This is a genomic window from Halocatena pleomorpha (genome assembly GCF_003862495.1).
GTDB classification, from domain to species: domain Archaea; phylum Halobacteriota; class Halobacteria; order Halobacteriales; family Haloarculaceae; genus Halocatena; species Halocatena pleomorpha.
This window is the reverse complement of the sequence record NZ_RRCH01000027.1, coordinates 1-25203: the sequence shown is the minus strand read 5'-3', so window position 1 is coordinate 25203 and position 25203 is coordinate 1. Positions and strand designations below refer to the sequence as shown.

22 protein-coding genes and 1 pseudogene are annotated in these 25203 nt (G+C 56.7%); 7 read left to right on the top strand and 16 right to left on the bottom strand.

The window, feature by feature from the left end; all coding sequences use genetic code 11:
• Positions 1-47: 47 nt before the first annotated feature.
• On the bottom strand, positions 48-713 hold the full coding sequence (locus tag EIK79_RS12020; RefSeq protein WP_124955355.1) for a nitroreductase family protein: 666 nt from the start codon (positions 711-713) through the stop codon (positions 48-50).
• Between the two features lie 229 nt (positions 714-942).
• On the opposite strand from EIK79_RS12020, the gene EIK79_RS18125 reads away from it, so the two are divergent.
• Positions 943-1092, top strand: a complete 150-nt coding sequence (locus EIK79_RS18125; RefSeq protein WP_185715614.1) for a hypothetical protein — start codon at positions 943-945, stop codon at positions 1090-1092.
• An 8-nt stretch (positions 1093-1100) separates the two neighbouring features.
• Here EIK79_RS18125 and EIK79_RS12015 read toward each other — a convergent pair whose 3' ends face one another.
• The 6 genes from EIK79_RS12015 to EIK79_RS11990 all read right to left on the bottom strand — a co-directional run bounded on the left by EIK79_RS12015 (position 1101) and on the right by EIK79_RS11990 (position 8165).
• Entirely contained in the window at positions 1101-2786 is a 1686-nt protein-coding gene (locus EIK79_RS12015; RefSeq protein WP_124955354.1) for an MBL fold metallo-hydrolase, read from the bottom strand.
• 172 nt (positions 2787-2958) lie between these two features.
• Entirely contained in the window at positions 2959-3603 is a 645-nt protein-coding gene (locus tag EIK79_RS12010; RefSeq protein WP_233738131.1) for a ParB/RepB/Spo0J family partition protein, read from the bottom strand.
• A gap of 128 nt (positions 3604-3731) precedes the next feature.
• Positions 3732-5174 (bottom strand): lipase maturation factor family protein, encoded by a 1443-nt coding sequence (locus EIK79_RS12005; protein WP_124955373.1) that lies wholly within the window; start codon positions 5172-5174, stop codon positions 3732-3734.
• Positions 5175-5427: 253 nt separating this feature from the next.
• On the bottom strand, positions 5428-5703 hold the full coding sequence (locus EIK79_RS12000) for a winged helix-turn-helix domain-containing protein (RefSeq protein WP_124955352.1): 276 nt from the start codon (positions 5701-5703) through the stop codon (positions 5428-5430).
• A 265-nt stretch (positions 5704-5968) separates the two neighbouring features.
• Positions 5969-6922: a formate/nitrite transporter family protein gene (locus EIK79_RS11995; protein ID WP_124955351.1), complete on the bottom strand. Its 954-nt coding sequence runs from the start codon at positions 6920-6922 to the stop codon at positions 5969-5971.
• Positions 6923-7049: 127 nt separating this feature from the next.
• Complete coding sequence (locus tag EIK79_RS11990; RefSeq protein WP_124955350.1) at positions 7050-8165, bottom strand: RNA ligase; 1116 nt, start codon at positions 8163-8165, stop codon at positions 7050-7052.
• A 113-nt stretch (positions 8166-8278) separates the two neighbouring features.
• Between EIK79_RS11990 and EIK79_RS11985 the strand changes: the two genes are divergently transcribed.
• Positions 8279-8962: an RNA ligase partner protein gene (locus EIK79_RS11985; protein ID WP_124955349.1), complete on the top strand. Its 684-nt coding sequence runs from the start codon at positions 8279-8281 to the stop codon at positions 8960-8962.
• Between the two features lie 249 nt (positions 8963-9211).
• On the opposite strand, the gene EIK79_RS11980 is transcribed toward EIK79_RS11985, so the two are convergent.
• Positions 9212-11140 (bottom strand): alkaline phosphatase D family protein, encoded by a 1929-nt coding sequence (locus tag EIK79_RS11980; RefSeq protein ID WP_233738130.1) that lies wholly within the window; start codon positions 11138-11140, stop codon positions 9212-9214.
• Positions 11141-11452: 312 nt separating this feature from the next.
• On the opposite strand from EIK79_RS11980, the gene EIK79_RS11975 reads away from it, so the two are divergent.
• Positions 11453-11677 (top strand): hypothetical protein, encoded by a 225-nt coding sequence (locus EIK79_RS11975; protein WP_124955348.1) that lies wholly within the window; start codon positions 11453-11455, stop codon positions 11675-11677.
• Positions 11678-11898: 221 nt separating this feature from the next.
• Here the strand turns inward: EIK79_RS11975 and EIK79_RS11970 are convergent, their stop codons facing one another.
• Positions 11899-12678, bottom strand: coding sequence for an IclR family transcriptional regulator (locus tag EIK79_RS11970; protein ID WP_124955347.1), 780 nt, complete (start codon positions 12676-12678; stop codon positions 11899-11901).
• Positions 12679-12762: 84 nt separating this feature from the next.
• Between EIK79_RS11970 and EIK79_RS11965 the strand changes: the two are divergent.
• Positions 12763-13073, top strand: a pseudogene (locus tag EIK79_RS11965) (hypothetical protein); the annotation flags it as partial.
• 17 nt (positions 13074-13090) lie between these two features.
• Here EIK79_RS11965 and EIK79_RS11960 read toward each other — a convergent pair.
• From EIK79_RS11960 to EIK79_RS11935, 6 genes are all read right to left on the bottom strand, one after another.
• Complete coding sequence (locus tag EIK79_RS11960; RefSeq protein ID WP_124955346.1) at positions 13091-14155, bottom strand: Gfo/Idh/MocA family protein; 1065 nt, start codon at positions 14153-14155, stop codon at positions 13091-13093.
• Positions 14156-14214: 59 nt separating this feature from the next.
• On the bottom strand, positions 14215-15273 hold the full coding sequence (locus EIK79_RS11955) for an ABC transporter ATP-binding protein (RefSeq protein WP_124955345.1): 1059 nt from the start codon (positions 15271-15273) through the stop codon (positions 14215-14217).
• Complete coding sequence (locus EIK79_RS11950; RefSeq protein WP_233738129.1) at positions 15270-16334, bottom strand: ABC transporter ATP-binding protein; 1065 nt, start codon at positions 16332-16334, stop codon at positions 15270-15272. Before EIK79_RS11950 ends, EIK79_RS11955 begins: the two co-directional genes overlap by 4 nt.
• Positions 16334-17398, bottom strand: coding sequence for an ABC transporter permease (locus EIK79_RS11945; RefSeq protein WP_124955343.1), 1065 nt, complete (start codon positions 17396-17398; stop codon positions 16334-16336). The genes EIK79_RS11950 and EIK79_RS11945 overlap by 1 nt, the downstream gene beginning before the upstream one ends.
• Positions 17385-18389, bottom strand: a complete 1005-nt coding sequence (locus EIK79_RS11940; RefSeq protein WP_124955371.1) for an ABC transporter permease — start codon at positions 18387-18389, stop codon at positions 17385-17387. The genes EIK79_RS11945 and EIK79_RS11940 overlap by 14 nt, the downstream gene beginning before the upstream one ends.
• A 74-nt stretch (positions 18390-18463) precedes the next feature.
• On the bottom strand, positions 18464-20251 hold the full coding sequence (locus EIK79_RS11935; RefSeq protein WP_124955342.1) for an ABC transporter substrate-binding protein: 1788 nt from the start codon (positions 20249-20251) through the stop codon (positions 18464-18466).
• A gap of 114 nt (positions 20252-20365) precedes the next feature.
• Between EIK79_RS11935 and EIK79_RS11930 the strand changes: the two genes are divergently transcribed.
• Entirely contained in the window at positions 20366-20599 is a 234-nt protein-coding gene (locus EIK79_RS11930) for a hypothetical protein (protein ID WP_124955341.1), read from the top strand.
• Between the two features lie 487 nt (positions 20600-21086).
• Here EIK79_RS11930 and EIK79_RS11925 read toward each other — a convergent pair whose 3' ends face one another.
• A complete protein-coding gene (locus tag EIK79_RS11925) occupies positions 21087-21812 on the bottom strand; it encodes a sugar phosphate isomerase/epimerase family protein (RefSeq protein ID WP_124955340.1) in 726 nt (241 codons plus the stop codon).
• Positions 21813-21929: 117 nt separating this feature from the next.
• On the opposite strand from EIK79_RS11925, the gene EIK79_RS11920 reads away from it, so the two are divergent.
• Positions 21930-23030 carry a Gfo/Idh/MocA family protein gene (locus tag EIK79_RS11920; protein WP_185715613.1) on the top strand — a complete coding sequence of 367 codons (1101 nt, stop codon included), beginning with the start codon at positions 21930-21932 and terminating at the stop codon, positions 23028-23030.
• Between the two features lie 281 nt (positions 23031-23311).
• A partial coding sequence (locus EIK79_RS11915) for a cellulase family glycosylhydrolase (RefSeq protein ID WP_124955339.1) occupies positions 23312-25203 on the top strand: 1892 nt, incomplete at its 3' end.

Sequence of the window (25203 nt, the reverse complement as noted above, 5' to 3'; positions counted from 1 at the left end):
GTCGGTGAACAGAAACGTTCTGGTAGCGATCGATCGCGCTAGTGGCGTCAGTACTCCTCTCTGTGAAGCACTTCGTTGACGCTGCGACGGGGAAGCCGATCGGGTTCCTCGCCGCCGCTCGGACCGAGGGCGATCAACACAACCGGAACCGTGTCGTCTGGCAATCCGAGGAATTCAGCGATTCCCTCGGCGTCGAAGCCGATCATCGGCGTTGCTGCGAGCCCGCGCGCGTGGGCGGACAACAGAAGATTCTCCGCAGCGAGCGAAGCGTTCCGGATCGCATAATCTCGTCCCATCCGTTCGTCCGCGTACATCTCGACGGTCTGCTCCTTGGTTTGGGCGGCCGTCTCCGCGTCCATCTGTCCGGAGTCGGTCCACTCCTCGAACACGCGATCGGCCGTCTTCGGCGTGGTGTGTCCGGCGACCAACACGGCCGTCCCAGCGTCTCGAATGTGTTCTTGTCCGAACGCCAGTTCGACGACCGTATCCAGGCGCTCCTCGTCTTGGACGGCGACGAACTCCCACGGCTGAAGATTGTACGAAGACGGCGCGAGCGTCGCGTCCGTTATGACCTCTTCGAGCGTCGCGTCGTCGAGTTCCGCGTCCGACGCGAAATTGTGCTCCGAACGGCGCGTTCGCATCGCCGTGATGGCTTGTTCGAACGTCTCATCGTGCTCAATCTCGTTGTCTCGCGGCTCCGAAGTCGATTGCATCGTACCGATCTGTACTACCGCCGGAGATAAATCAATTCGCTATCATTGGTGTCGGGTAGTAACAGTGGTGTAACCGGGCGGATCGACACGTCTCCGTGCCGGATGCTGACTCGACTCTAAAAAATATATTCATATTTTCATTTATAGGCGTCGATTGATCATCTGGTCCCTCGGTCAGTAATGTAGGCATCGAAACTGGGATGTAACTGTTTACGCTATAACCGACACCATGGTTGCTATACTGCATCTGGGATTCGAGCATCCCAACCTCGTGTGGATCGCACTTTCCGGACTTCTCGCGTTCATCGCGGGGCTGGCCGTGAATCTGTATCGGTCGTCGAACTCTCTCGGACGCTCGTCCGAGGAAAACACCGAGTGACGCGCTTCTCATTCGGTGCCTCCGAGTGCGAGTCGAACGAGCTCCTCGCGGACGAGTTCGCGGATGCGTGCTTCCTGTTCGTCGGTGAACGCATTGCTCTCGCCGGTAAACTGCGAGAGTTCCTCCGAGCTGCGGAGCTTCTGGACAGCAGTGTCAGCCGCTGCTCCCGAGGACTGCGGTTCGGTCGCTCCGTTCGTCTCAGACGACGTGAGACCGCTTTTAGTCGTCGCCCAGTCGATGGGAACCGAGACGCCTTTGGTGGCTGCCGACACCATCGCGGTGGTGTTCTCCTGTAGATAGTTCCGGAAGGATTTGATCGTCTCCGGTTCGCCGTGGATGAGATGAATGCTCGCGGGATCGACTTCCCGAGCGAAATGCAACAGCCCTTGTCGGGCAGCGTGGGCGCTGAAGCCGTCGATCCGACCGACCCAGTTGCGGGGAACGGTGATCGATTTGCGGTGAATTCCATACCCGTTGCTCATGCGGTCGTCGGCCTGCTCGGGTTCCATGAGTCCGGTGATCTCGACTTCTACTGTGGGTTCGTCGGCTTCGAGCAACGCCCGTCCGGGCGTGTAGGCGGCTTGAAACCCCGTGATGAAGACGCGCGCCATCTCGCAGTGTTCGGTAAGCTGCCAGAGATACCACGGCGACCAGCCACCAGTGAACATCCCTGACGGCGCGACGATGATCGGTACCGTCTCCCCGTTCGCGGCGTCGGTGATGAGCCGCTCGCGTTCGGCGACTTGAGACGGCGTCCACGCCTGTTCCGGCAGGAACGGTTTGCTGTCGTTGTGATCGGTCTTGTAGGTGACGACGTTGTCGGCCAACCACTCGTTGCGCACGAAGGCGTGGTAGATCTGCATCGAATCCTCGATCATGCCGTCGTACACGATCTCCATCTTGTCGAGTATCTCCGGGGGAGCCTGCTGGGAGCGGATTCGTTGGGTGAACAGTTGGAGTAACTCTTGGGCGCGCCCGGTAGCGAACGTCGGCAACAGTACCGGTAGATCCCGCTTGACCGCAGCACAGATCTCCTCCCACAGGGTGGTTTGCGCGCCGCTGAACGAGGGATGGGTGTCTTGGTCGCCGTAGGTGCTTTCGAGGAACAACACGTCGGCCGACGGTGGCGTGTCGATCTCTCTCAGGTGGCCTGACCGCCCGCCGAGATCGCCAGAAAACACCACGCGTCGGCGGTCGTGTTCGAGCGCGAGCCACGCGCTTCCGAGTAGGTGGCCAGCGCTGCCAAACTGGTACTGGACGCTGTGGAACACTCCAGTGCCGTACTTGCGGGTGTCGAACCGATCCAAAACGGCTTCGAGGTCCTGCTCCCCGAATCGTTGGGTCCGTCCGTCTCGGTCACAGTTCGCCTTGTGGATTTCAAGTGAGTCCGAAAGTAAGGTGTTTGCCAACGTGGCAGTCGGCTGAGTGCAGATGATCGGCGCATCGTCAGCGAGATACCCCTCGCGTTCAAGGGCGGGCAATCCGCCGATGTGGTCGATGTGTGCGTGTGTGAGAAACACGGCGTCGATCGGGCCTGCAAGCGCCTCGAAGTCGGGGAACGTGGTCGGCGTCGACTGACGAAGTCCACAATCGATGAGAAACGTTCGATCACCGAGCGCGACGTGATAACACGAACGGCCAACTTCCTGTGCGCCACCGAGTGGAGTAACCGTAAACGAGTCTGGCTCTGTCATACTATTTGTGTGTAGCGAGTCGTGTCTCGGTCTTGGATGTTCTGATAGATGAAATATGGTGTAATTTGGACTATAATTGATCGAGACTGTTGACAACACATCGAAATCTCGGTGAGGTGCTCACGATTTCCGGTCTCGTGATCGAGACTGCATCCGGAACGTGTCAACTCGATCATGGTCGCCCATTAGTTACGTGTCCTTGTCGGATCGCCTCTCGTCGGGTGGCTGCCAGCATTTCTCGAAGATACGGAGCTAGTGGCGTCAGTTCCTGCAGTCGATCATCCGACCACTCCTCACGGAGTCGCGCGATCGCCCGGTCGATCTCCTGTTGAGAGTACATGTCTCGTTCGTCTCCCCCTTCGACTGGGATGTGTTCGTCAACGAACCTCGTGGCAGCTTCCCAGTCGTCGAGTTCCATGATTCGCACCGCAATCGTATCGAGTCCCGCCTTTCGGGCTGCATGAAACCGGCGGTGGCCCGCGACGATCTCATACGCGTGGTCGGACGCGCCGACGGGCCGAACGGTCGGATACGTCAGGAGGTGCCCTCGTTCGCGGGTAATCTTCACGAACTGTTGGTGATCCGGATCGTCTGTCCGACGAACGCTGTACGGTGACGGGGAAACGCTGTCGGTCGGAACTTCCGTGATCGCCGGGAGCGAATCGAGTCGCTCGACAGTTTCCGGATCAGTAATCGTGACTGCACCGACGTGTTCTCCGTCCTCCCGCTCGGCGTCGTAGACGAGAAACGCCTGATCATTGTAGTTCCAGCGTCCCCCCCACCCCTCGTACGTGTGTGACGCTGTCGTTACTCGCACGCGAGCGCCACGAAATATGTCATTTAGATCTTCAACGAACGGATTACCCATTCAAATATCACCTTAGAAGCTAGTGGAAGTTCGTCCCTCTTGTAGGTATTGGTCCTGTTTGAGACGTAACGTGACAATCAAATCGTAAGTTCTGTCGCTGATACGGGAGTGACGTACGATCCGACGCGTTCCCGCCGCCACCACTGTCCGGTTTCCGCGCGTTCTTCGGGTGTCGTGAACCGGTATCGATACCGGAGTATACGCACCTGTTTCGGTGGTTCATCCGGAAACGGGTTCTCTTTCAACAGTGAGAGCGTTGCGGCGTCGTTTTCGAGGAGTCTCTTGAGGAACACGAGGAGCCAGCGTTGGCGTGGCCCAGGCCGGGACCGCATCGCGGCGAACCACAGCTGCCAGTCTAACCGGAGGTGGTACGGTGCCCATTGGGGTGGCCGCCGGTCCGTCCGGACTGGCTGTCCGTTGAATTCGTAGGCTGTCCAGTCCGTTTCGTCCGGATTCGGTGTTTTGGTTCCTTCGATCACGAGTTGGTACCGGGTTTTCGTGATCGAACCGAACGCGCCGTACGTGTTGACAAGGTGAAGCGGATCGAACGAGGTGTTCATCACCTGTTTCGAAGAGAGCATGTTCCGGACCGGCTGCACACTCAAGACAACGACGACCACGGCTACGAGTAGCGCTCCCGCTTCGAGAAAGAACGGTGGCGGAGCACGTCTTGGAATCCCGATTGGGAGGATCGCTGTGAGCACGCTGTCGCTGAACGCTGCCACTCCTTGGACTGCCGACAAAGCGTTCAGCCACGAGAAGTTGCCGGTGAACATGAGCCACACCTGAAACAGGATCGTTGCCCCGCCCGCGACCGATCTGTACGGCTGTGGGGCAAACAGTATGAATGGAATCACCAATTCGACAATGTGGTTACAGAGCACCTCTGCGCGATGAAATCGGTCAGGAAGGTGGTGGACGAACCAACTCGCTGGATTCGGCATCGGCTGGGTTTCATAATGGTGATCGAGGCAGGTCAGATCTCGCCAACACTCATCACCACGGATCTTAATGAGACCTGCTCCGAACATGTTTCGAAACAGTACCCAGATAAGCAACCAAATGATTACGACTGGTGGTCTAGTCGTTCCGGCTCCGAGGAAAATCGTCAAAAATCCGGTTTCCAGGAGCATCGTCTCCCAGCCATAGCCATAAAAAAGCTGACCGGCGTTGACGAAAGAGAGATACAGTGCCCATAATACGCCCCAGAGAACCATCGACGCGGGAACAGAGTACGGTTCGGGCACCCAGTATGGTCCTCCGAGGAGAGCGAGAACCGAAAGCCCGACTCCGAGCGCGCCGACAGCACTGATAACACGATTGTCTGGAATCACATAGAAAAGACTTGGCCGCTCCCAGAGCGTCGCGTTTTCGACGTACTCCTTGATCGGTAATAGCCCCTCTTCGCCCGCAAGAGGCCGAAACTGCTTCAACGCAACGAGAAACGCAACGACGTAGATGATGGCGAGTGTTCGCTGGAACACGAACCGGACGAGCCAGTAGCTCTCACCACCCCACAGTTCCATACCGTATACACTCCGGGAAGAAGCAAAAAAACCACGTCGTATTGACGCCACGCACTCTCACTGATGTGTGGACCTTCTCGGGTGCCGATCGCAACCACTTCCTTCGCTGAAGAGCTGATCGGGCTTTGAACTGGTACGTTCCGTTTGAACCCCGGTCGAGAAACAGCGGTTTCTGTCACCTCGTCTCCGTCAGGTGTGGTTCACTGGATTACGAAGTAGTACCACGAGAGACGACTACGGGGTGCGGTCACGCGAGGTTTTGGGCCTGGATCGTCTCCCAGACATCGGCTCCTCGGTCGGTAATCCCGTAGATGCGTCCTTTTTTTCTGTCCTCTGGAACGAGCAGTTCGACGAGTGAATGGTCACGAAGCTCACGCAATGCCCGTGAAACGTGGGAAATCGGAAGCTGCGATTCCGAAGAGAGTTTCGACGGCGTTGTTGATCCGTCTGCGAGGTGATTGAGCACGTCGACGCGATACGTTGATGCAAGGACGAAGCTTACGTCATCCCATTGTGGAGTCATTGCATACCACGAGATGCGCGTTTGGGTACGAGGCACTTGAATACTCGGAGCATACACGTCGAAAATAGGTCGTACTCACAGGTTAGACCGCCCGGTTGTTCACTATTGACAACAGACGACGGTGCTTGATCGGATGGCTATTGATGTGTGCTTCAGTCGCACGCTCGATGGTAATCAGTCGATACGCGGTCCCACTGTTTCTACCGGTATCTGAGTGCCGTTTCGCCGTAAGTGTCTCGTACCGTGGAAGCTGTGGCGTATCGAGTTATTCGGAAATAGGCTTAGACTCCTCTTCGGCCGAGCGGGATGGCTCGTTTGTTTGTCCCCCTTTCCAACTGAACAACAACTCCCGCGAAGAGAGTACTCGGGTCTCCGGGTAGGTATGCTGTTCGACCTGAGCGAAGTTCACCAGACCAACAAGGAAAACACCGCCAACGGTGTTTCCGAGTAACACTGGAAACCAGAACTCATAAAAGATTCTTACCCCGCCTCCGCCGACGAATACGAAATAAAATACGTCACACACGGCCGTGATAACGTGAAAGAGATCAGCCACGGCGATCGTATAAAAGACGATGTAAATGAGCAACAGGCGCGCGATCGTATCGCGCGCGGCGTTTCCGAGCCACACCACTCCAGCAACGAGCCAACCGGCAAACAGTGATTTGAAAAAGACGTCCCACCATCCGGTTTCGAGCCCGTGTTTAGCGAACGTCGTTCCCGCCTCCATCGTTGCTGGGGACAAGACGTGTGTGTTGGCGAGGATGAACGCTCCGAGACCAGCCCCCAGAACGTTTCCGATCAGTACGACTGTCCACACACGAAACAACAACGGTACGCTGGCGAGTCGGGTCAACACCAACACGACCGGCGGAAGGGTGTTTTCAGTGTAGAGCTGATACCGACCGAGGATGATGTACATGAATCCCAGTGGATACAGAATAGAACTCAGAAAATTGTTATGAGGAAAATACGTTTTCCCGACAGAGTATCCGATGAATGATAGTACGATCGCAAACCCGGCAGCGAAGCCGCTGAAAATGAGTTCTTGTTTGCCGGTGGCGATCTCCTCGTCGGCGCTCGCAACCAACCGCTGGAAGATCTCGTCCGACGAAAACCGGTCACGGATCGCCCATCCGGCGGCGGGCGCGCCTGACGCGGCACGATCGATCACTTCTCGGGTTTCGCTGTCCTCGTTCTCGCGTGCTCTATCTGTCATGTATTATTAATATTTTCTAGCCTATCTGTGTGGATTAGGTCGTCCCGAACACTTGGTACTGACTCCTTGTATAGACTTCATACCTTATCTCAGAAGACGTTTTGCTGCGACTAGAACAGTTATTATATCAGTCCCGATGAATACCATGTTCAAGGTAGTAGTGAATCTGGTCTCGTGTTGCTTCGGCTACTTTCACGAATTCAACGGTCTGTTCGTCGTTTTCACGCGTGATCTCGTCGATTTCGAGTGTCAGTGATTGGTCGTACAGATGTTCGAGAAGGGCGTCGATTTGCTGAGGAGATCCACGCACAGTGAACCGTTCACCGATGGATTTGTCGTTTGCCGCGTCTCGAATGGTTTCGACCATCGGCAACAAGATCGCTTCGCCCAACCGGTGTGCGCGTTCTCGGAGTTGGTCGTCGTCCGCTTCGAATTCGGCTGCCTGAAACGCCTCACGAACGAGGCGCGAGAAGACGAATTCCCGGCCGCGATCGAACGGCAACGAGAACGCGTAGGCGAGTTCCTCGTGGTGTTGAGATTCTGTCGTGTATTTCGCCATCTTTTCTCCGTGTAACGTCTTCATGACGACGCCCTCTCGTGCCGCCGCGTCCAGCGTTTCGATGGCGTCGCGGACGCCATCGACTGCCTGCGGCGGGCGATATCGACCGAACAAGCGGGGTTGAGGAAACCCGTATTCGACACAGAGTCTGCGTCGATCCGAGACAGAAAGCGGCTTGCCGGACTCGCAATCGCGGATGTCGAACACACAGAACGTGTGGGAATCGATCTCCTCGTAGTCGTGTGTCGTGTACGGGGTTTCCGGGCCGACGAGTTCGGCACAGAGCATTTGCTCTGGATGGTCACAGAAGAATTCGTTTGGGGCAAGGAGTTCCTTCGCGCGCGCCGTCGTGTACGGACAGATGTATCCACTGCGAGTGAACGCAAGCGGTTCATTCACGTTTGCGATCCGTACGTTCACTCCATCGAGCTTCTCCTCAACCGCGAGCTTGTTCTCGAAAAACGTTGGAATGCCAGTGTCAAGCACGAGTATCCGAGGAATCTTTGGATACCCTCTGACGACGGTATCCTCAACGACGACGGTGCCGCGTTCGATGCCGTGTCGTGCGTTCGGGAGTGCGTGGTACGTACGATCGGCTGCGGTGCGCCGCTCGAAGTGCTCGAACAGATCCTCCGTGTCCGACGCTGTTGAGTCCAATCGATCGAAGCACTCCCGATCGTCCATACTATACCTGGGTGGTGCATCCTGAAAAGCACATGGGAGAGATTATCAAGCAGAGGAAAGGGAAGGGGTGTGGGGCAGTGAGAGCTTTGAGGCTCCCCCTCGAACTCAGAGGTATGGCTGGATCGCTTCCACGCCAGCGGTTCGTGCTCGACACGTCCCTGTTTATCACGGACGAGATACGCGAAGAGCGTTCACTCCAGGAAACACTCCTGCGTCTGCTTGATCTCGTAGCGACTGCTCGGCTTGAACTCAACATCTCTTGTTACATGCCGCCATCAATCCACGACGAACTCGGGACGATGTTGCGCGACCGAGAGGTGAGTGATGCGGTCCACTCGCGGCTCGACACGTGGGTTGTTAGAAAAAGTCCCGATCGGTACGGTGTTACGATTCCTGCGGACATCGTCTATGAGTTCATTGACGAGATGAGTGATCGCGTGAATCGTGGTCTCCGCGTCTCAGAGGAAGCGATCCGGGAGGTAGAGCAACTCGATCCGGCCGAACTCGCAAGTGATGACGATCGAGACGACTATATGACAGAAGCCGACCGTATCCTTTCGGACATGCGGGATAAGTATCGCCGGGCACTCCAACGGGGAGTCCTCGACTCGCGTGAGGATTTCGATCTACTCGTGCTTGCCCAAGAACTTGACGCTGGGGTTGTGACTGAAGACCGAGGCATCATCTCGTGGGCTGATGAGTTCGGCCTTCGATACGTTCGGGCAGGCCAGTTCCCGACGCTTCTTGAGGAGTATCACAGGGCTACTGGGGTCGAAAATCACGATAATGAGGAGTAAACGTCGACACTCTGTCTGCTCGCCACTATCTGAACGTTTTCATCACACCGATTCGTACCGTGTGCGTGGACTCCCTCCCCCCGTGTGCGAGACGAATTGTGTTTGAGGGGGGTTACCTATCACGTGACTTTGAAATCGAGGGAGTAACTTGAGATGAGCGGTTCGGTGACAAATACGTCCTGTGCGTTTCCGAGGCTGAGAAACAGGGGACACCGACGTTCCGTGATCTACTGATTCGCTGAAACCGAGTCAGTCTCTCGGTTCCTGTTTCGGCGCATACGACGCCTCATCGAGGACGATCCCGTCGCTGTTAGCGACAATCACTAGATCTGGTGAGCTGTTGTTCAAGACTGGATCATCGAATCCAGTGTAGCGTACCGAGGCAGTGTTTTCACCGGTACCGTTTCGGACGGTAGCCGTCTTTCCAGCGCCCAGCGTGAACGCATCGAACGTGTAGAACTGACTCTCCCAGCCTTCGAACCCGAGCCGGAATCCGGAACAGTCGACTGTTGCGTCACCCGTGTTTCGAAGAGTGACGTATTCGTCCTCCAAGGCGTCACCGTCCGGCAAATTTGGCTGAATTTCGGTGATTACTACTGACTCGTGCGTCGGTCGTTCGGAGGCGAGTTTCGCCCCCGGTTCTCGATCGCCTGTCACGAACGACGCGACCGTTTCCACCGGCGCGTTCGGCTTCTCGACAGTCGATACCACTCGGTAGTCGGTTCGCCACTGACCGGGTGTGATCGTACACCGAACGTAGCCCCGGTCATCGTTAGCGAACTGTTGCCACGGTTCGTTCAGTGAGGATCCGTATCGGGTCAGCCCGGTCCCGTCACCGAACGAGGAGATCGACGTACCGACGTATTCGGTGGCAACAGTCTCGGTGTCGGGATCGGTGGCGTCAGCTTTCACGTTGTACGCATAGTTGCGGTGAACATCACCAGTGATCACCACCGGATTTCGGACGGACTCTCGTTTTAGTACGGACAGTAACCGCTCTCGACTGGCCCGATAGCCGTCCCATTTGTCTCCGCCCCCGAACTCCTGTTTCTCGGGGCTACGGTTCTCGTCGGTTGGGGCCATCGGAATCTGATTGGCGAGAACATTCCAACGCGCGTTCGAATCGGTCAACCCCTCGATTAGCCACGCCTCTTGTTCGTCGCCAAGCAATGTCCGATCGGGATCGGCGGCAGCGTCGCCGGAGTACACTTGATCATCCCTGTATTGACGAGTATCTAATACGTTGAACTCGACCAACGGTCCGAACGTGAACCGCCGGTACAGGGGGAGGTTCGGACCGTCCGGTTGGCGGGCGGGACGCAGCGGTTGGTGTTCGAAGTACGCTTGGTAAGCGTTGGCCCGCCGTTTGAGGAACTCCGCAGGCGGATCGTCGTTCTCGGAAATCTCGTCGGCGTAGTTGTTCGCAACCTCGTGATCGTCCCACGTCACGATCCACGGACAGGCCGCGTGGGCGGCTTGGAGGTTCGGATCTGTCTTATACTGAGCGTACCGGATCCGATAATCGTCTTTCGATGTGATCTCTTTGGGTGGTTCGTGTCCACGGCCGAGCGATCCTTCTTTTTGTCCTTCATAAATGTAGTCGCCCAGATGAATAGCCACGTCTGGTTCGTCTTGGGCAATCTTTGCGTGTGCCGTATGATATCCGTAAGGATAGTTCTGGCATGAGGCGAATGCGAACGTGAACGAATCGATCTCCGTTCCGGCGTCTGGTGCTGTCTTCGCGCGTCCTACCGGACTTCGGTGTGGTCCAACGGTGAACTGGTAGAAGTATTCGGTGTTCGCCGCCAACCCCTGAACGTCGACGTGTACCGAATGCGCCGCCGTCGGTTTGGCACTCGCTGTGCCCATCGTGACGATGTCATTCATCCCGTCGTCGCGTGCCACTTGCCACCGCACCGGAACGGATCGATCTGGCATCCCACCGTCCCCCGATAACGGTTCTGGAGCGAGGCGCGTCCAGAGCACGACCGAGTCTGGAAGTGGATCGCCTGATGCGACACCCAACGTGAACGGATCGCTATCAAACAGTCTTCTGTTCCCTCCGGCCGCGCCCCCGACTGTTCTCCCAATGGTTGCAAAGCCGGTGGCCATCGCAGCCGTGCTTGCCCGACGGAGAAACGCCCGTCTGGCGCTCTCAAACTGATCTCCGTGCCCCATCTCTATACACAATACGACAGCACGAATAAAATAGGTTAAACCTATCTTGTGTATATTCTATATCTATATGTGATCCATAGAGTGGTCGGCAATTGGACTGCCTACTCTGTAGGGGGAACTATTGTACGTACTGTATCACTACTATATTATCAAATACAACCATATAATCGGTCATATATTTGACAGTCAACTTGGACGGACGGGACGACGATACAGCGTGGATTGAGCAGGTGGGGGGCCTTTGCCGAGTGGAGTTTTCGAAACTTTCGGGCAACCGGATCGTATTGTTTTGGGTGCTCGTTTTTCGGTGGGATGAAACGAAAGTTCGAACTCGCAATCACGCTGTCGATCGACGTGCCGGTGTATTTCCTCGATGAGCCAACTACAAGGTTGGATCTCTCAGCGATTCAGGCGGTCGTGTTGTCCTCCGCGAACACTGGGCAGCGGGCAGGACGACCGTCGCCACTGACACACACCGGCGGAGTTGCTGGCGGCACTCCCGCCAGTGATCACCACTGGGAGCACCGACACCGTTGACCGAGCACGTCCTCGGCGGCGAACTGTTCAGTGACGGAGGATCAGTGCGTGTGGTTCGTCCGTCCAAACCGTGTTTCCACCGTTACCACAGATCCGGACGTGCGAACCGCCGAACCGACGTACACAGACGTGTTCAATCACTGTACGGACGTTTTCAAAAGCAGTAACTAGTACTGAAGCAATCGAACGCCCCGGCCGATAGGTCCCCCCTGAGACGTTCACTATTCCATCCACTCTCGATACGTCGTGTTGATTTCTATCACGCCTGATACGTTTCTGATCTCCTGTGGAATGGTTTCATAGAACGTTTCGTTATCGATCCGATCGACTGAGCCACTCACGCTGATCGCCCCAAGAAGTTCATCGGTTTCTGTTGCGAGTGCCGTAGCGACACACCGGATACCGTCGAACTGCTCTTCGTTATCGAACGCGATTCCACGCGATCGTATCTCTTCGATCTCCGCGCGGAGCGTCTCCGGTTCGATAGTGGTGTTATCTGTGTGTCGTACCAGTTTCCGCTCAAGAATTTCGTCGACAGTACTGTCGTTCATCACCGACAACATCGCTTTGCCGGCGGCCGTGCTGTGGAGATCTTCTTGGATACCCAGATGCGTCGGGACCGCCTCCTGATCGTGGTTCGTTGACTGGTACAGCGTTACGGCGTAACCCTGCCGTTCAACGACGAGCCGTGCAGTCTCACCCGTGGTTGCTGCGAGCCGATCGACACCGTCCTTGCCGATCTGAAACACTCGTTCGCGCTCACGAGCAGCACCGCCGTACGACAGCGCTCGGAGACCAAGCTGATACGTATCGTCTGTCTTCTCGACGAAATTCTGCTTACGGAGCGTCGCAAGATAGTGATGAACGGTGCCTTTCGAAAGACTGATCCGATCGCTGAGCTCGGTCACACCGGCCTGACCCGTGCGTCGCAACTCTTCAAGAATGAGAATCGCGTTCTCGACTGATTTGATCGTTTTGCTCTCTTTTTCCCCCTTCTCCATATCTTCTACTGTAGCTGATGCCACAAGTATTTCTTTATGATAATATATACGACATTCAATGTCTACTGATGAATGTTCGCTTACTGTCCGGCGTGTGGGTTCGAGGCGGATAGGGACGCGAACGCGGCGTGGAACATCCTTTCTCGCGGCCTGCAAGCTGTAGGAGCGGGACGCTCCGAATCAACGTCACCAGAAATCTCAGATTTCTGGTTGGCAAACGAGACGTATCGCGTCTCGTCAACGCCTGTGGAGACTGCACTCCCTGTGGATACTCTTGTATCTGCAAAGCGCGTTCGCCAGAACTTATGGTTCTGGCTGGCTGCCAGACATAGTCTGGCAACGTCGTGGAAACAGGAAGGCCCACCCTCAAGCGCGAGCCGTCAGGCGATCGGTAGGTGGGGTAGTTCACGCTTCAGTTATCATTGTAGATCCGCTCTACGATCCGTTGGACAGCGAGTGCCTGTTCGACCGTGTTGATGGATGGCGGTTCGTCGGTGGCGACGGCGTCGATGAACGTCTCGATCTGTTCTTTGTACGGGTCGTTTCGATTTGTCGTTACTGAACTATCGAGATAATGATCGGTCCCGCCGGCTCGTGCTTCGAAGAGTTGCAACGACTGGTGAACGTCGGCGGTTGCGTTCAACACATCGGTGATGTCGAGTCGGGCACCGGCTTCCGTGCCGTGGATATGATAGGTGTGTGTGGATTCGGCGTTGACCGCCCACGCGACTTCGACGGCCGCCGTCGTGTCGCCTTCGAATTCCAAAAACGCCGACACCGAATCCTCTACGTCAAACATTTGTGTGTCGTCATCCTCTCCCCACATATCGAGATACGCGTACGACTCACGACTGCCAAAATCGCTTCGAGTCGTAGACATGATGTCGTCCACACCCGATTCATCCAAAAAATATAACAATAAATCGATTACGTGGATCCCGATGTCGATGAGTGCACCGCCCCCCGAGATCTCTTTGGAAGTGTACCACGATCCCCGGCCAGGAACGCCACGTCGTCGCATATAGGCCGACTGAACGTGCCTGATCGTACCGAAATAATCCTGATCGATGTACCATTTCAGAATCTTACAGACGTTCAGAAATCGGCTTTGATAGCCAACCATACAGATCCGATCGGTTTCGTCAGCAACGGTTGCGATCCGTTGGGCGTTTTTAAGCGTGTTCGCTAATGGTTTTTCGATAAACACGTCAACTCCCCGCTCCATCGCCTCGGTGGCGACTGGAGCGTGAAACTTGTTCGGTGTCGTGATGACGACCGCATCAAGGTCCTGTTCGAAGAGCGCTGTTGGCGTTTCGAAGTGATCGTCACCGAACCGTCGTTCGAAATCCTGTCGAGCGTCCGGGCTTGCGTCGGATCCGTACACCCGTTGTCCGAACTCCCGGAGGATCTCCGCCCGGTGTAACCCGTGGGTTCCAAGCCCCACCACCCCGATATCGAGACACGCGTTGGTGTTCATGTCCGTGTGTCAGAGTGGACACTAATACTGGTTTCGACCGGGGTGTCGGGTTGTGAATTTCAGTCATTCTCTTCGAGCGGTTCGCTGTCCCAGTATGGGCTAGTGGATTGCGCGCGAAAGCAACGAACGGACGATTCCTCAGCAGGAACTGGTTTTGGATCTGTCTGTCGACAGTGCTCGCGGGCCTCTGGACACCGGGTGTGAAACCGGCAGCCGCTTGGGGGATCTATTGGATCTGGAACGTCGATCTTTCGCATCGGTAACTCTTGCGGTGGCGTGTCGACTGCCGCGAGATCCGGCGTCGCCCAGCGCAACACTGAAGTGTATGGATGCTGTGGGTCCTCGATGAGTTGTTCTGCTGGCCCTACTTCTGCAAGTTGTCCGAGATACATCACACCGATCTTTCCGTCTCCGTGTTGCGTGAAGTATCTGGCGTTCGAGAGATCATGCGAAATGAAAATATACGATGTGTCGAATACGGCTTGTAGCTCGAGCATGAGATCCATCATTTCAACGCGCAACGACACGTCCAGCGCGCTGATCGCCTCATCAGCGAGGATGACATCCGGGTTCATCAACAGGGCGCGGCTGAGCACAACGCGCTGTTGTTCTCCCCCCGACAGCTGATGGGGATACCGATCAGCGAAATCTTGCGCCGGGCTCATTCCGACCCGTTCGAGCAGCGAATAGATGCGCTCGCGGCGTTCACTCGTTCCCAGTTCCGGATTGACCTGTCGGAGCGGTTCGGACAGGATCGAGAGGATGCGCCGGTTTGGGTTTAATGAACTGCCTGGATCCTGATGGATGATCTGCAACGATTGACGGATCTCTTGCCACGACAGGTCGGCGTCGCTTTCCCCGTCTCGTACTGACCAGATGTCGTGACCACGGTAGGTAACACGGCCTGCAGTCGGACGCTGGAGACCGATGGCGGTTTTCCCGAGCGTTGTTTTTCCGCAGCCGCTTTCGCCGACCAGAGAGACGACATCGTTTTCCTCGATTGAGAGTGACAGGCCGTCAACTGCCTGTACGACTTCCGACTCGTCCGTCAACAGACCGGCTTCGTTCTCGAAGTGGACTGCAACGTCTTCGAGACGTAACAGGGGGTCGGTGCTCATCGCCAATCACCATCGTTTGTCCCTGTTTCCGCGTAGTTCAACGAGATCTCCGTTCGTGCCTCCTCCCAGTGGAAACACGCAGCCGTGTGTTCAGGCGTCACTGGATCCGCTGGCGGGTGGTTCGTCCGACACTCCTCAGTATCGAGAGGACAGCGGGGGTGGTACGAACAGCCTGAGGGAACGTTAATCGGGGCTGGACTCTTGCCTTTGACCGGTCGCATCTCCGAAAGAGGCGCGTTGAGGTTCGGCGTCGCGTTCAACAGTGCGCGTGTGTAAGGATGGGTCGGGGTGTTGATCACCTCGCTGGCCGGTCCGAGCTCAACGAGTTCGAAGGCGTACATCACCGCGAGCCGATCGGCCAACGACGCGACCAACGGGAGATCGTGGGTGATGAACACCATCGTGAGATCGTATTTTTCCCGTAGCTCACGCAACAGCAGGAGGATCGACTGTTGCATCAACAGATCCAGCGCAGCGGTCGGCTCGTCCATCACCAACACGTCCGGTTCGAGCACGAGACTCAACGCGATCAATGCCCGCTGTTGCATGCCGCCCGACAGCTCGTGCGGATAGGAACCGAGTACACGCCCAGGCTTCAGATACAGGTCCTCCAGCAACTCGTGTGCCCGGTTGAGTCCCGTTTCAACGGGCGCGTTGTGAGCCTCAAGCGTTTCGATGAAGTGCTCTTTGATCTTCATCGTCGGATTGAACGAACTCATCGCCCCCTGGAACACCATCGAAATCTCCTCCCAACGTAGGGCACGGAGCTCCGAGTCTTCTAATGCCAACACTTCGACGTTCTGATCCTGCACAGGACGATACTCAACACTGCCCGACAACTGTCCGGGGTCGGGTACCGCGTCGAGTAACGACGACGCCAGCATCGACTTTCCGGAACCGCTCTCCCCGACGATCCCAATGATCTCGTTGCGCTCGATTGCCAACGATACGTCGTCGAGCACGTAGGAGTCACCGCTGTCATACGTAACTGATACATCATCCATTCGAATAATAGCGTCTCTGTCCTGCGGTTCGTTCAGAACATCACTACTAATTGACATCATATGTTCACCTCAGTGTTCGTTTCACGGTCCTCGTTTTCTGCAGTCGCTTCGGATTCGCCAGCCAGTCGAGTCCGGACGCGCGGATTAAACACTCGGTCGAGTCCCTGTGCCAGTAGGATGAGACCGAGCGCAATACCCATGATGGCGATCATCGGCGCAATCAACTGATAGAGCGCGTCGCCGCCGACGAGCGCGCCCTCTTGGGAGTAGGCGTTTTCTAATTGGATCCCCCAGTTGTCGACTGAACTGGGTAACACGCCGAGATAGTACAATCCAACGGAGGCAAACACCACATACCGGGCAGCGTTGGCGAAGTTGACCAACACGAACGGCATCAGGTTTGGGATCACGTCTTTGAGTAGGATCCGTGGCGTGCTGACGCCCATCGTTCGTGCGGCTTCCACGTATGACTCCTCTCGGAGCGTGAGCACTTGGGACCGGATCGATCGGCCGAGTCCGGCCCAGTAGTTGATCGTGAGCAACACCCCGATAAGGACGGGATCTCGTGGCCTGAAGACGACCGCGAGCACCATGACCAGCGGCAGTCCGGGGATCGACATCGCCACGTCCGAAAAGGAGGTTAATGCCCTGTCGACGGCACCGCCCTTGTAGCCGGCGACCGTGCCGATGAGAACCGCGACACTGGTGGCAAAGATCCCGCCTGAGACAACCATGATGAGCATCTCAGGGGTCGCGTGGATCACCATCCCGAGCACGTCTTCGCCCGATCCCGTTGATCCGAGCGGTGCGTCTAGCGTCTCGAACGGTCCCAATCCCCGTTTGACCTGGTTGGTCGACGGCGCAGGGTAGAACCACGCACCAGGGATACCCATGAGCAGATAGACGAACATGATGACTGCGCCGATGCGCGTTCGGCGGTCATCCCACGCGACGAGTCCGGGTTTGTAGATGAACTCCTCGTAGAAATCCTGAAGGCGATCGCTCCAAGTGACTTCCACGGTAGAACCACTCGTCTCGAAAGAGAACGTGTCTTCCGGTCCATCTGAGACGACGGTTGGCTGTCCTGTATCGGCGTCTGATGTGGAATCAGTAGGCTTCACGTGAATCACCAGATTTGACTCGTGGATCGATCAGCCCGTAGGTGAGATCAGCGATGTACACCGCCATCACGAGCGCGACGGTGATGATGAGGAAGATCCCCATCATCAACGGGTAATCACGGGCTTCGAGCGCTTGAAACATGTAGTAACCGATGCCGGGGTAGCTGAACACTTCTTCGAGGATGATCGATCCGCCGAGATTGAACCCGATCAACGTCAGAAAGCCGGTGTACATTGGGAGAATGGCGTTTCTGGCGACGTACCGCACTGAGATCCGACGATCTGACAGCCCTCGCAGCCGTGCGACACGGACGAAATCAGACCCTAACACCTGAATGGCGTTGCCGCGCATTGCGAGCACCTGTAACCCCGCGCCGGTGAGGACCATCGACGTGATCGGCAGGATGGCGTGATCGATGGCGTCCAGAACGAACAACAGCGATAGCCCTGGTTCGACCGTGGGGCTCAGTCGGTGACCCGTCGGCAACAGCTCCAACTGATAGCCGAACACGATGATCAGCACGATCCCCAACACGTAAAACGGGACCGCCGCGAACAAGATCGACGCGCTACTCGAAACCAGATCGAACGTGCTCCCTTCCCAGTAGGCCATGAGCGCGCCCCATCCGATGGCGATTACGAAGATGAGTAACGTCGACATTACCATGACGAACACCGTCCACGGGAGTGCGTCCCCGATGATCGCAGTGACTGGCTCCTTTTGGAGGAACGATTGCCCCAGATCCCCCGTCAGCAACGCAGTCATATACTCATAATACTGCTCAAGAATCGACTGGTTCGGCTGGACGTTCTGATACGACTCGATCATCGCGTTCACTCGGGAGGGCGAAACGCCTTGTCGAAGCAACTTTCCCCGGAGCTGTTCTAGCGGCCCGCCAGGGAGCAGTCGAATCATCCCGAACGTGATTGTGATGACGATCCACACCGTCAACACGGCCCGAACCGTCCGTTTGAGATAGTAACTGTTCATGCGCATTCTCGATGGCTATCGTATCCTTACGTTTATCATACTGTCTATTATCATACGTTCGATGGTGTTTCGATTCAGTTGCCGGTGTACTGCATCTCTCCTTGACGCGGGAGCCACGTGTTGGCCCATTGGACTTGCGCCACTTCGGCGTCCGGTTTCGGAATGTCCCACTCCTCGCCACCGGTGATGAACGTCTGTTCGACCTTTTCGAGCACGGGAAGCATGGGAAGATCCTGGTTGGTGACCCACGCTTGTTCGATGGTGATCTCATTGACAGTGCTCTCATCAGTGCTTCCGGCCAGTTCGGAGAGTCGCTCCGCCGGGTTGACCGTCATCGTCCCTGATCCCGACCGCGCTGGCACGGTCACGTCCGCTCGGTTCCCACCTCGTGAGCTGTCAGCTGCTGGGTAGTTGTACGTGACCGAGTCGTTGTTTTTGACCAACTGATGGTACAGGGAGAAGTAGGGGAACGAGCCTTGTGGTGCGCCGTACAGCCAGCCCGCCGCAACGATCACGAAGTTGCCGTTGGGGAAGACGTTGCCGAGCATGGCGTCGTAACTTCGGGTTTCTTTCGTTGCCTGAAAGCCGAACTGGGTGAGCTGATCAACGACCGTGTCGGTCGCCGTGTTCCAGTCCGACCAATCCGAGGGAACCATGATCGGTAACTCAACCGTTTTGCCGTCGCTGTCGACCCATGTGCCGTTTTGCTTCTGATAGCCGGCTTCTTCGAGCACCGTGGTGGCTTGCTTGGTCTTTGCGCTGTCCACACCGTACGTATCGAAGTCGTCGACTGCGTCGCCCAGCCACTCCGTTTGATTGTCCGAGGCGATTCCAACCGGATACTCCGGAGCGGTCTTGGAGTCTGGGGAAACGTTGTCCCGCACCTGTGCCCGATTGATAACGTACTGAATCGCTTGGCGTACGGCCCGGTCACCGAGGTGTGGATCGCTGTGATTCGGGTACAAACCGTAGCCCCAGTTCGAGGGCGTCTGGATCTGGGTGACTTTCTTCGGGAAGTTTTTGAGGATATCCGTCTGCACGAACAGGGAGAACACCGAATCGATCGCTCCGTTCTGGAGTGCCTGCTGGGCCTGCTGGTTGCTTTCTCGGTATTCGAACACGTACTCATCGAAGTTGATCTTCTCAGCGTCGGGGTGGTCATCGCGCAACGTGAGCCGCAGTTGCTCCTGTCCGACGCTGTCGTGTTCGAACGGGCCGCTAGCGATCGGTTCTTGATAGGCGAAATCTCCGAGCTGCTTGAGACCTTTCTGCTCGTCGTTTTGTAGCGTTTCCAGATACGTACCGAACTCGCTTTCCTTTTGATGGACGAACCGATCAGCGAGGATCTGAAACGTGACGATCTGCTCGTTGACGGTCGAATCGAACTGCAGCTTGACGGTCGAATCGTCGGGCGTTTTGATGCTCTCGGTGAAGTCGGCGTACGGCTCTCCCGTGTACAGTCCGATACGAAGCTGCGTGGCGATATCGCTGGCCGTAACGTCGTCGCCGTTCGACCACGTCAGCCCGTCTCGAACGGTCAGCTCGAACGTATCACCACCGAAGTTCCACTCCGAGATCGCATACGGAATGAACTTCCCTGTGCTGAAATTGTACTTCACGAACGGATCGAACAGCACCCGATTCGTGATCTGCGGCGTGTTCGCCGGATTACTGCTGTTCCACTGTATATCCGCTGGCACTTGGTTAACGTGACTGACGTGTCGTGGACTTTCATTGTCATCATTTCCGTTGCTAACGAGGTTCGCACACCCCGCAACGGTAACAGTACTCGCAGCACCGGCTAGTTGGAGGAATCGACGGCGGTCGAGTGACTCTCCGTTCCTGTCTCCGTATTCTACCATGTTCTACGTTAACTCGGAGAAGCACGAAGTAATAAGTATTGTGGTGTTGATACGCTGGACGGCGGTAGTGCTCTCGGTGGCAACCTTCATACTGCCGGCGACAAACCATCACGCATGTCGTGGATCGATGTGTTCTGGGCGCACGTGTACGATCATCGCCAGTATGGATGGTTGCTGTTCGTACTTCTCGTGTTTTTGTCGCTCCTGACGGTGCTCTCGCTCGTATTCGGCAAGTCCGGAACGACATCCTATACGATCTCGATCGTGAATCTCGGTCTCATCCTTTTTGTTGGACTCCTCGTCGGAACCCTCTTTGGCTACAGCCACTACCGTCGGCCGAACGAATAAGCCGCTCTTCTCCCTGTTTCGTCTGTGTAAACGATCGATCTGCGTGAGTCCATGATACGTCCTATGCTGTTTTAATATAACACTATATGAAATTTTATGTGTGCGTTTGTTATCTCCTCTCTATCGCCGTTCCGTCTCCGATACGGACATGTCTCTTTTCTCTGTCTCTCGACCGTCTTGTATCCCACTTCATAACATATTCATTTGATATAGGCAAACAACCGCCGTATGAAACTCTCATATTTGATATTATCCGGGTGCGTTTCGCAGGTGAGAACGACCTGTGTCGTTTCAGGGGGGAAAGCTCAAAAGGAGGATTACAAACGTACTCATGTAACGGTCGTACGCTTCCTTCTCCCGATCTATCCACCCGTTTCGTGATCGGGTCCGCTGTTTGATCTCATTACCGTCCTGCGGTTTTCTCGAACTTTCGTCTTCCCTCTGCTCTGTAGTTTCGTATTATCAAACGGCGCAACGGCGTTGTCGATCAGTCCGCCAGCAGCGCCGAGCCGTGTTCTAGGGAGCTTTGGGGGTCGTTCGGTTCGTCGTGTTCGTAGACGATCGTTGCAACGTTGCCGAGTGCGGCTTCAAGGCAGCTCGTAACGTCGACAGCGCCAGTTCCGACTTCAGTCGGGGTTCCGTCCTCCGAACAGTCAGTGAGGTGGAGCAGTTCGATGCGGTCGGCGTGGGTTTCGATGAACGCTTCGGGGGCTGCGCCGCCGGCTTCGATCCAGCCGATATCGAATTCGAAGCCGAGCGCGTCACCACTCTGTCGGATCAGCGCTTCGAGAGCAGTCTGTTCACCGAGGGAGACGAGTTCGTGATCATGGTTGTGGTACTGCAGCGTTCCTCCGGCGTCGGCTACTAGTTCGGCTAGTCGCGTCAATCGCTCTGCGGTCGTAGCCACACTGTCGGCGTCAGCGAACTGGTCCGGATCGAGCCACGGAACGACGAGGGTGTCACAGCCGATTTCGGCGTACGTCGCCACGGTTCCCGCAGGATCGGTCTCCAGTCGATCAATGTCAACGTGCGCCGAAACCGCATCAAGTCCGTTGCGTTCGAGTGCGTCGGCAACTTGTGCCGTCTCAGCGTCGGCAAACCGGTGTGCGAATTCGACACCGTCAAAGCTGGTTTGTCCCACTCGGTCAAGCAGCGACGGGAGCGGTTCGTCGATCTCACGAAGCGTGTACAGTTGTATCGCTGTAGTGCTCACAGTCGTGGTTTCGTCCCACGGACCAAATAACTACGGCTCCGATCATGGTGTCGGTCGCACTCTCGACAACGGAGCGAAATCTCTATCTGGGTGGTGGTGTAATCTGACTACCTGGGGATGAATCAGTATACAGTTGCGATCATCGGAACCGGTCCAGATCCGACGAACCCGACGGTCGAAGGGTTCGCTATGGGATACCGGCACGCGGAAGCGTATCGAGATAACGATCAGTGTCGACTCATCGCGTGTGCAGACATCGTCCGCGAGAACGCTGAGGCGTTCGCCACGGAGTTCGATCTCGATCCAGAAGGAGTGTATGTAGATTACGAGACGATGCTCTCAGACGTTGAGCCGGACATCGTCAGCGTGACCGTTCCACCCGACGTTCACGAGACGATCGTAGTCGACTGTGCCAACCACGACGCGGTGGCTGCGGTTCATTGTGAGAAACCGATGGCCCACACGTGGCCCAGTGCCCAGCGGATGGTCCAGACGTGTTGGAGAAACAATACACAGCTGACGTTCAACAGACAGCGTCGATTTGGTCGCCCGTTCACGGAAGCCGATCAGCTCTTACAGAACGGGGAGATCGGTGCGCTCCAACGCGTAGAGATCGGCTGGGGTGACTTCTTCGACACCGGTGCCCACACGATTGATCTCGCGGGGATGTTCGCCGGTGACTGTCCGCCGCGGTGGGTCATCGCGCAGTTGGATTACCGAGAGGAAGACATCAGGTTCGGTGCTCACCAGGAGAATCAGATGTGGGCGCAGTGGCAGTACGCAAACGGCGTCTACGGAACGCTGTCGACCGGGAAGGGAGCATCACTCGTTGAGGGCACACTCCTCTTGCGTGGCACGGATGGCACGATCCGCATCGATGTCGACGACGGGCCGATGCTCGAACTCGAACAGGATGGAACCCGGACCGCGATCGATGTCGGTGGTGAGACGCTCCACGGTACACCTGCCGACGGTGATCGTTTCGGTTCCCGACTGCACACACGCGCGATCGAGGCGGTCGTCGACGCCCTTCGGAACGATGAAGAATCACAACTCTGTGGGCGGATCGGGCTCAACACCGCTGAAATTATCTTTGCAGGGTATGAATCAGTTCGACGACGAAAGCGAGTTGATCTCCCGCTTGAAGTCGATGACAATCCGATCGAACAGATGATTGAATCCGGTGCACTCTCACCGGTTTCCGAATCGAACGAGTAACCGTCGAACCGACGAGCAGTGGTGATCGATCGACGATGCCACTGAGACGGCGCAGTCCGTAGCCCAATCGCCGGAACGACTGCGTACTCTTTTCCCGACAAACATCGCTTTCACGTCGTTGGGCAGAACTCTCCCCGATACAACCAAAAATATTCTATAATCTATTATATATTTATTGAAAGTCAATACTAGTGGAAAGTATTATTATGTTGGAGTTTATCATATATCGTTGTACCGCATTGACGCGTGTACCAAAGAATGGAGGCAACAGGAAGACTACAATGAGTGGCAACACGAAGCGAACTGAGCGAGATGAATCGACAGAGTCCCGGTCAGCGGCCGGCGGTTGGTCGGCCTCACGCCGGGATTTCCTGCGTGCAACGGCTGCGGCAGGTGGTCTTGCGGCATTCGGGCCGCTTGCCGTCACGGAGGCTTCAGCGGGAATTCCAACGCCGTGGCTCCACCGGGACGGCAATCTGATCAAAGACTCCAGCGGAAACACGGTCACACTCCGTGGGTTGAACATCGCGGACCCAAAGCGGATCGACATGACTGCTTCGGCACGGGGGATGAACGCCGTTCAGGTGATCGACAGCCTCACCAACGAGAGCAACGGCTGGTATCCACGGATGATTCGGGTCCCGGTACAGCCCGTCGACATCGGGGAGTACGAACCCGGCTCTGGTCCACCGATACCGGGATTCGATCGCAGCCAGTTGGAAAGCTATCTGACCAACCATCTCGACGCGGTTGTTCAGCGGTGTAGTGAGCGTGGGGTCTACTGCATCATCGATTACCACCGCCATCGGGATGTCCAGTGGGCAGAAGGCCAGTCGGGTCCCGTCAACACTGCTCTCCAAGACGAGGTCGACATGTTCTGGGATGTTGTTGCTCCCCGGTACGCCGATCAGTCCCACGTCCTGTATGAGGTGTACAACGAACCGCAGGAGCCGGGGATGTGGAACGATCCGACCACCACGGAGTGGGTCGCTGACATCTGGCGGCTCTGGCTGGAGATGGCACAGCCGTGGGTGGATACGATCCGCTCGCACGCCGACAACCTGATCTTGATGGGTTCTCCGAGTTGGAGCCAAAGCCCCGAGGGTGCACTGGTCGAGGAGTTCTCGGGCAGCGACATTGCGTACACCTACCACATCTATCCGGGGCATAACTCCAGTGCTGCCAACGACTGGGAGGACGCATCGAACAACGGTGAAGGCGTCGCGCACATGTACGAGGAAGCCCCCTTGTTCGTCACTGAATTCGGGTGGGAGGAAGGCGCTGGTCAGTACATCGGCGGCACGGACTCCGGTTTCGGGCAGCCGTTCCTCAACTGGCTCGAAGGCAGCGACGCAATCCACTGGACGGCGTGGTGTGGCGATCCCGTTTGGCAACCGGTGATGTTCGACCGGCCGTTTGCGGATGACGCCGACGACTCCGTCGGTGACCCGTACAACGGGACGGTTCCCGAAGACTGTCCGGAGTTGCCGTGTGAGTGGGAACTCACGACCGGCAGCGGATACATGGGCGACGATATCAAAAACACGTTGGCGGACCTGCGCAACGACGGGGTTCCGGGCGATGGTAACGGCGGTGGCGAGGACACGACGCCGCCAACCACGCCGTCGGATCTCTCGGTGACGGCGACGACAGGTTCCTCGGTGTCGATCGCGTGGGCGGCCGCCACAGACTCCGGTGGCTCAGGCGTGAGTCAGTACGTTATCACCGTCGACGGCAACCGTGATCACACCGTTGCAACCGGAACGACTGAGACGACCGTTGAAGAGTTGTCCCCCGATACGAGCTACGAGCTGGGCGTGTCGGCGGTCGACGGTGCGGGCAACCAATCCGAACCGGCAACGGTGTCAGCGACGACCGGCTCTGACGGCGGTGGGAGTCCGGGTGACGGGTTGGTAGTCAATGATTATGACGGCGATCCGTCGTGGTCGAGCAACACGAACGACCTCGGTCAGTGGTGCGGCGCTGGGTCGTTCGCCAACGGGAGCGGCACTGTCAGCAACGGGGCGCTCGTCCTCGAATACGACAACGGCGGGTGGTACCAAGAGCAGCTCAACCAGTCGGTCACCGACTACTCGACGCTGGTCTTGCGCGTGAGCGGGGCCAGCGGTGGCGAAGAGAGCGACATCACCTTCGAGATGGGTGGCGTGAGTGC

What these genes read in the sequence shown, in the direction of transcription:
- EIK79_RS11990 (WP_124955350.1), bottom strand. Translation starts at nt 8,165, where the DNA reads ATGGACGATCGGGAGTGCTTCGATCGATTGGACTCAACAGCGTCGGAC.
- EIK79_RS12000 (WP_124955352.1), bottom strand. Translation starts at nt 5,703, where the DNA reads ATGACTCCACAATGGGATGACGTAAGCTTCGTCCTTGCATCAACGTAT.
- EIK79_RS11985 (WP_124955349.1), top strand. Translation starts at nt 8,279, where the DNA reads ATGGCTGGATCGCTTCCACGCCAGCGGTTCGTGCTCGACACGTCCCTG.
- EIK79_RS11975 (WP_124955348.1), top strand. Translation starts at nt 11,453, where the DNA reads ATGAAACGAAAGTTCGAACTCGCAATCACGCTGTCGATCGACGTGCCG.
- EIK79_RS11920 (WP_185715613.1), top strand. Translation starts at nt 21,930, where the DNA reads ATGAATCAGTATACAGTTGCGATCATCGGAACCGGTCCAGATCCGACG.
- EIK79_RS11960 (WP_124955346.1), bottom strand. Translation starts at nt 14,155, where the DNA reads ATGAACACCAACGCGTGTCTCGATATCGGGGTGGTGGGGCTTGGAACC.
- EIK79_RS11940 (WP_124955371.1), bottom strand. Translation starts at nt 18,389, where the DNA reads ATGAACAGTTACTATCTCAAACGGACGGTTCGGGCCGTGTTGACGGTG.
- EIK79_RS18125 (WP_185715614.1), top strand. Translation starts at nt 943, where the DNA reads ATGGTTGCTATACTGCATCTGGGATTCGAGCATCCCAACCTCGTGTGG.
- EIK79_RS11970 (WP_124955347.1), bottom strand. Translation starts at nt 12,678, where the DNA reads ATGGAGAAGGGGGAAAAAGAGAGCAAAACGATCAAATCAGTCGAGAAC.
- EIK79_RS11955 (WP_124955345.1), bottom strand. Translation starts at nt 15,273, where the DNA reads ATGAGCACCGACCCCCTGTTACGTCTCGAAGACGTTGCAGTCCACTTC.
- EIK79_RS11980 (WP_233738130.1), bottom strand. Translation starts at nt 11,140, where the DNA reads ATGGGGCACGGAGATCAGTTTGAGAGCGCCAGACGGGCGTTTCTCCGT.
- EIK79_RS11950 (WP_233738129.1), bottom strand. Translation starts at nt 16,334, where the DNA reads ATGTCAATTAGTAGTGATGTTCTGAACGAACCGCAGGACAGAGACGCT.
- EIK79_RS12015 (WP_124955354.1), bottom strand. Translation starts at nt 2,786, where the DNA reads ATGACAGAGCCAGACTCGTTTACGGTTACTCCACTCGGTGGCGCACAG.
- EIK79_RS12020 (WP_124955355.1), bottom strand. Translation starts at nt 713, where the DNA reads ATGCAATCGACTTCGGAGCCGCGAGACAACGAGATTGAGCACGATGAG.
- EIK79_RS11935 (WP_124955342.1), bottom strand. Translation starts at nt 20,251, where the DNA reads ATGGTAGAATACGGAGACAGGAACGGAGAGTCACTCGACCGCCGTCGA.
- EIK79_RS11930 (WP_124955341.1), top strand. Translation starts at nt 20,366, where the DNA reads ATGTCGTGGATCGATGTGTTCTGGGCGCACGTGTACGATCATCGCCAG.
- EIK79_RS11995 (WP_124955351.1), bottom strand. Translation starts at nt 6,922, where the DNA reads ATGACAGATAGAGCACGCGAGAACGAGGACAGCGAAACCCGAGAAGTG.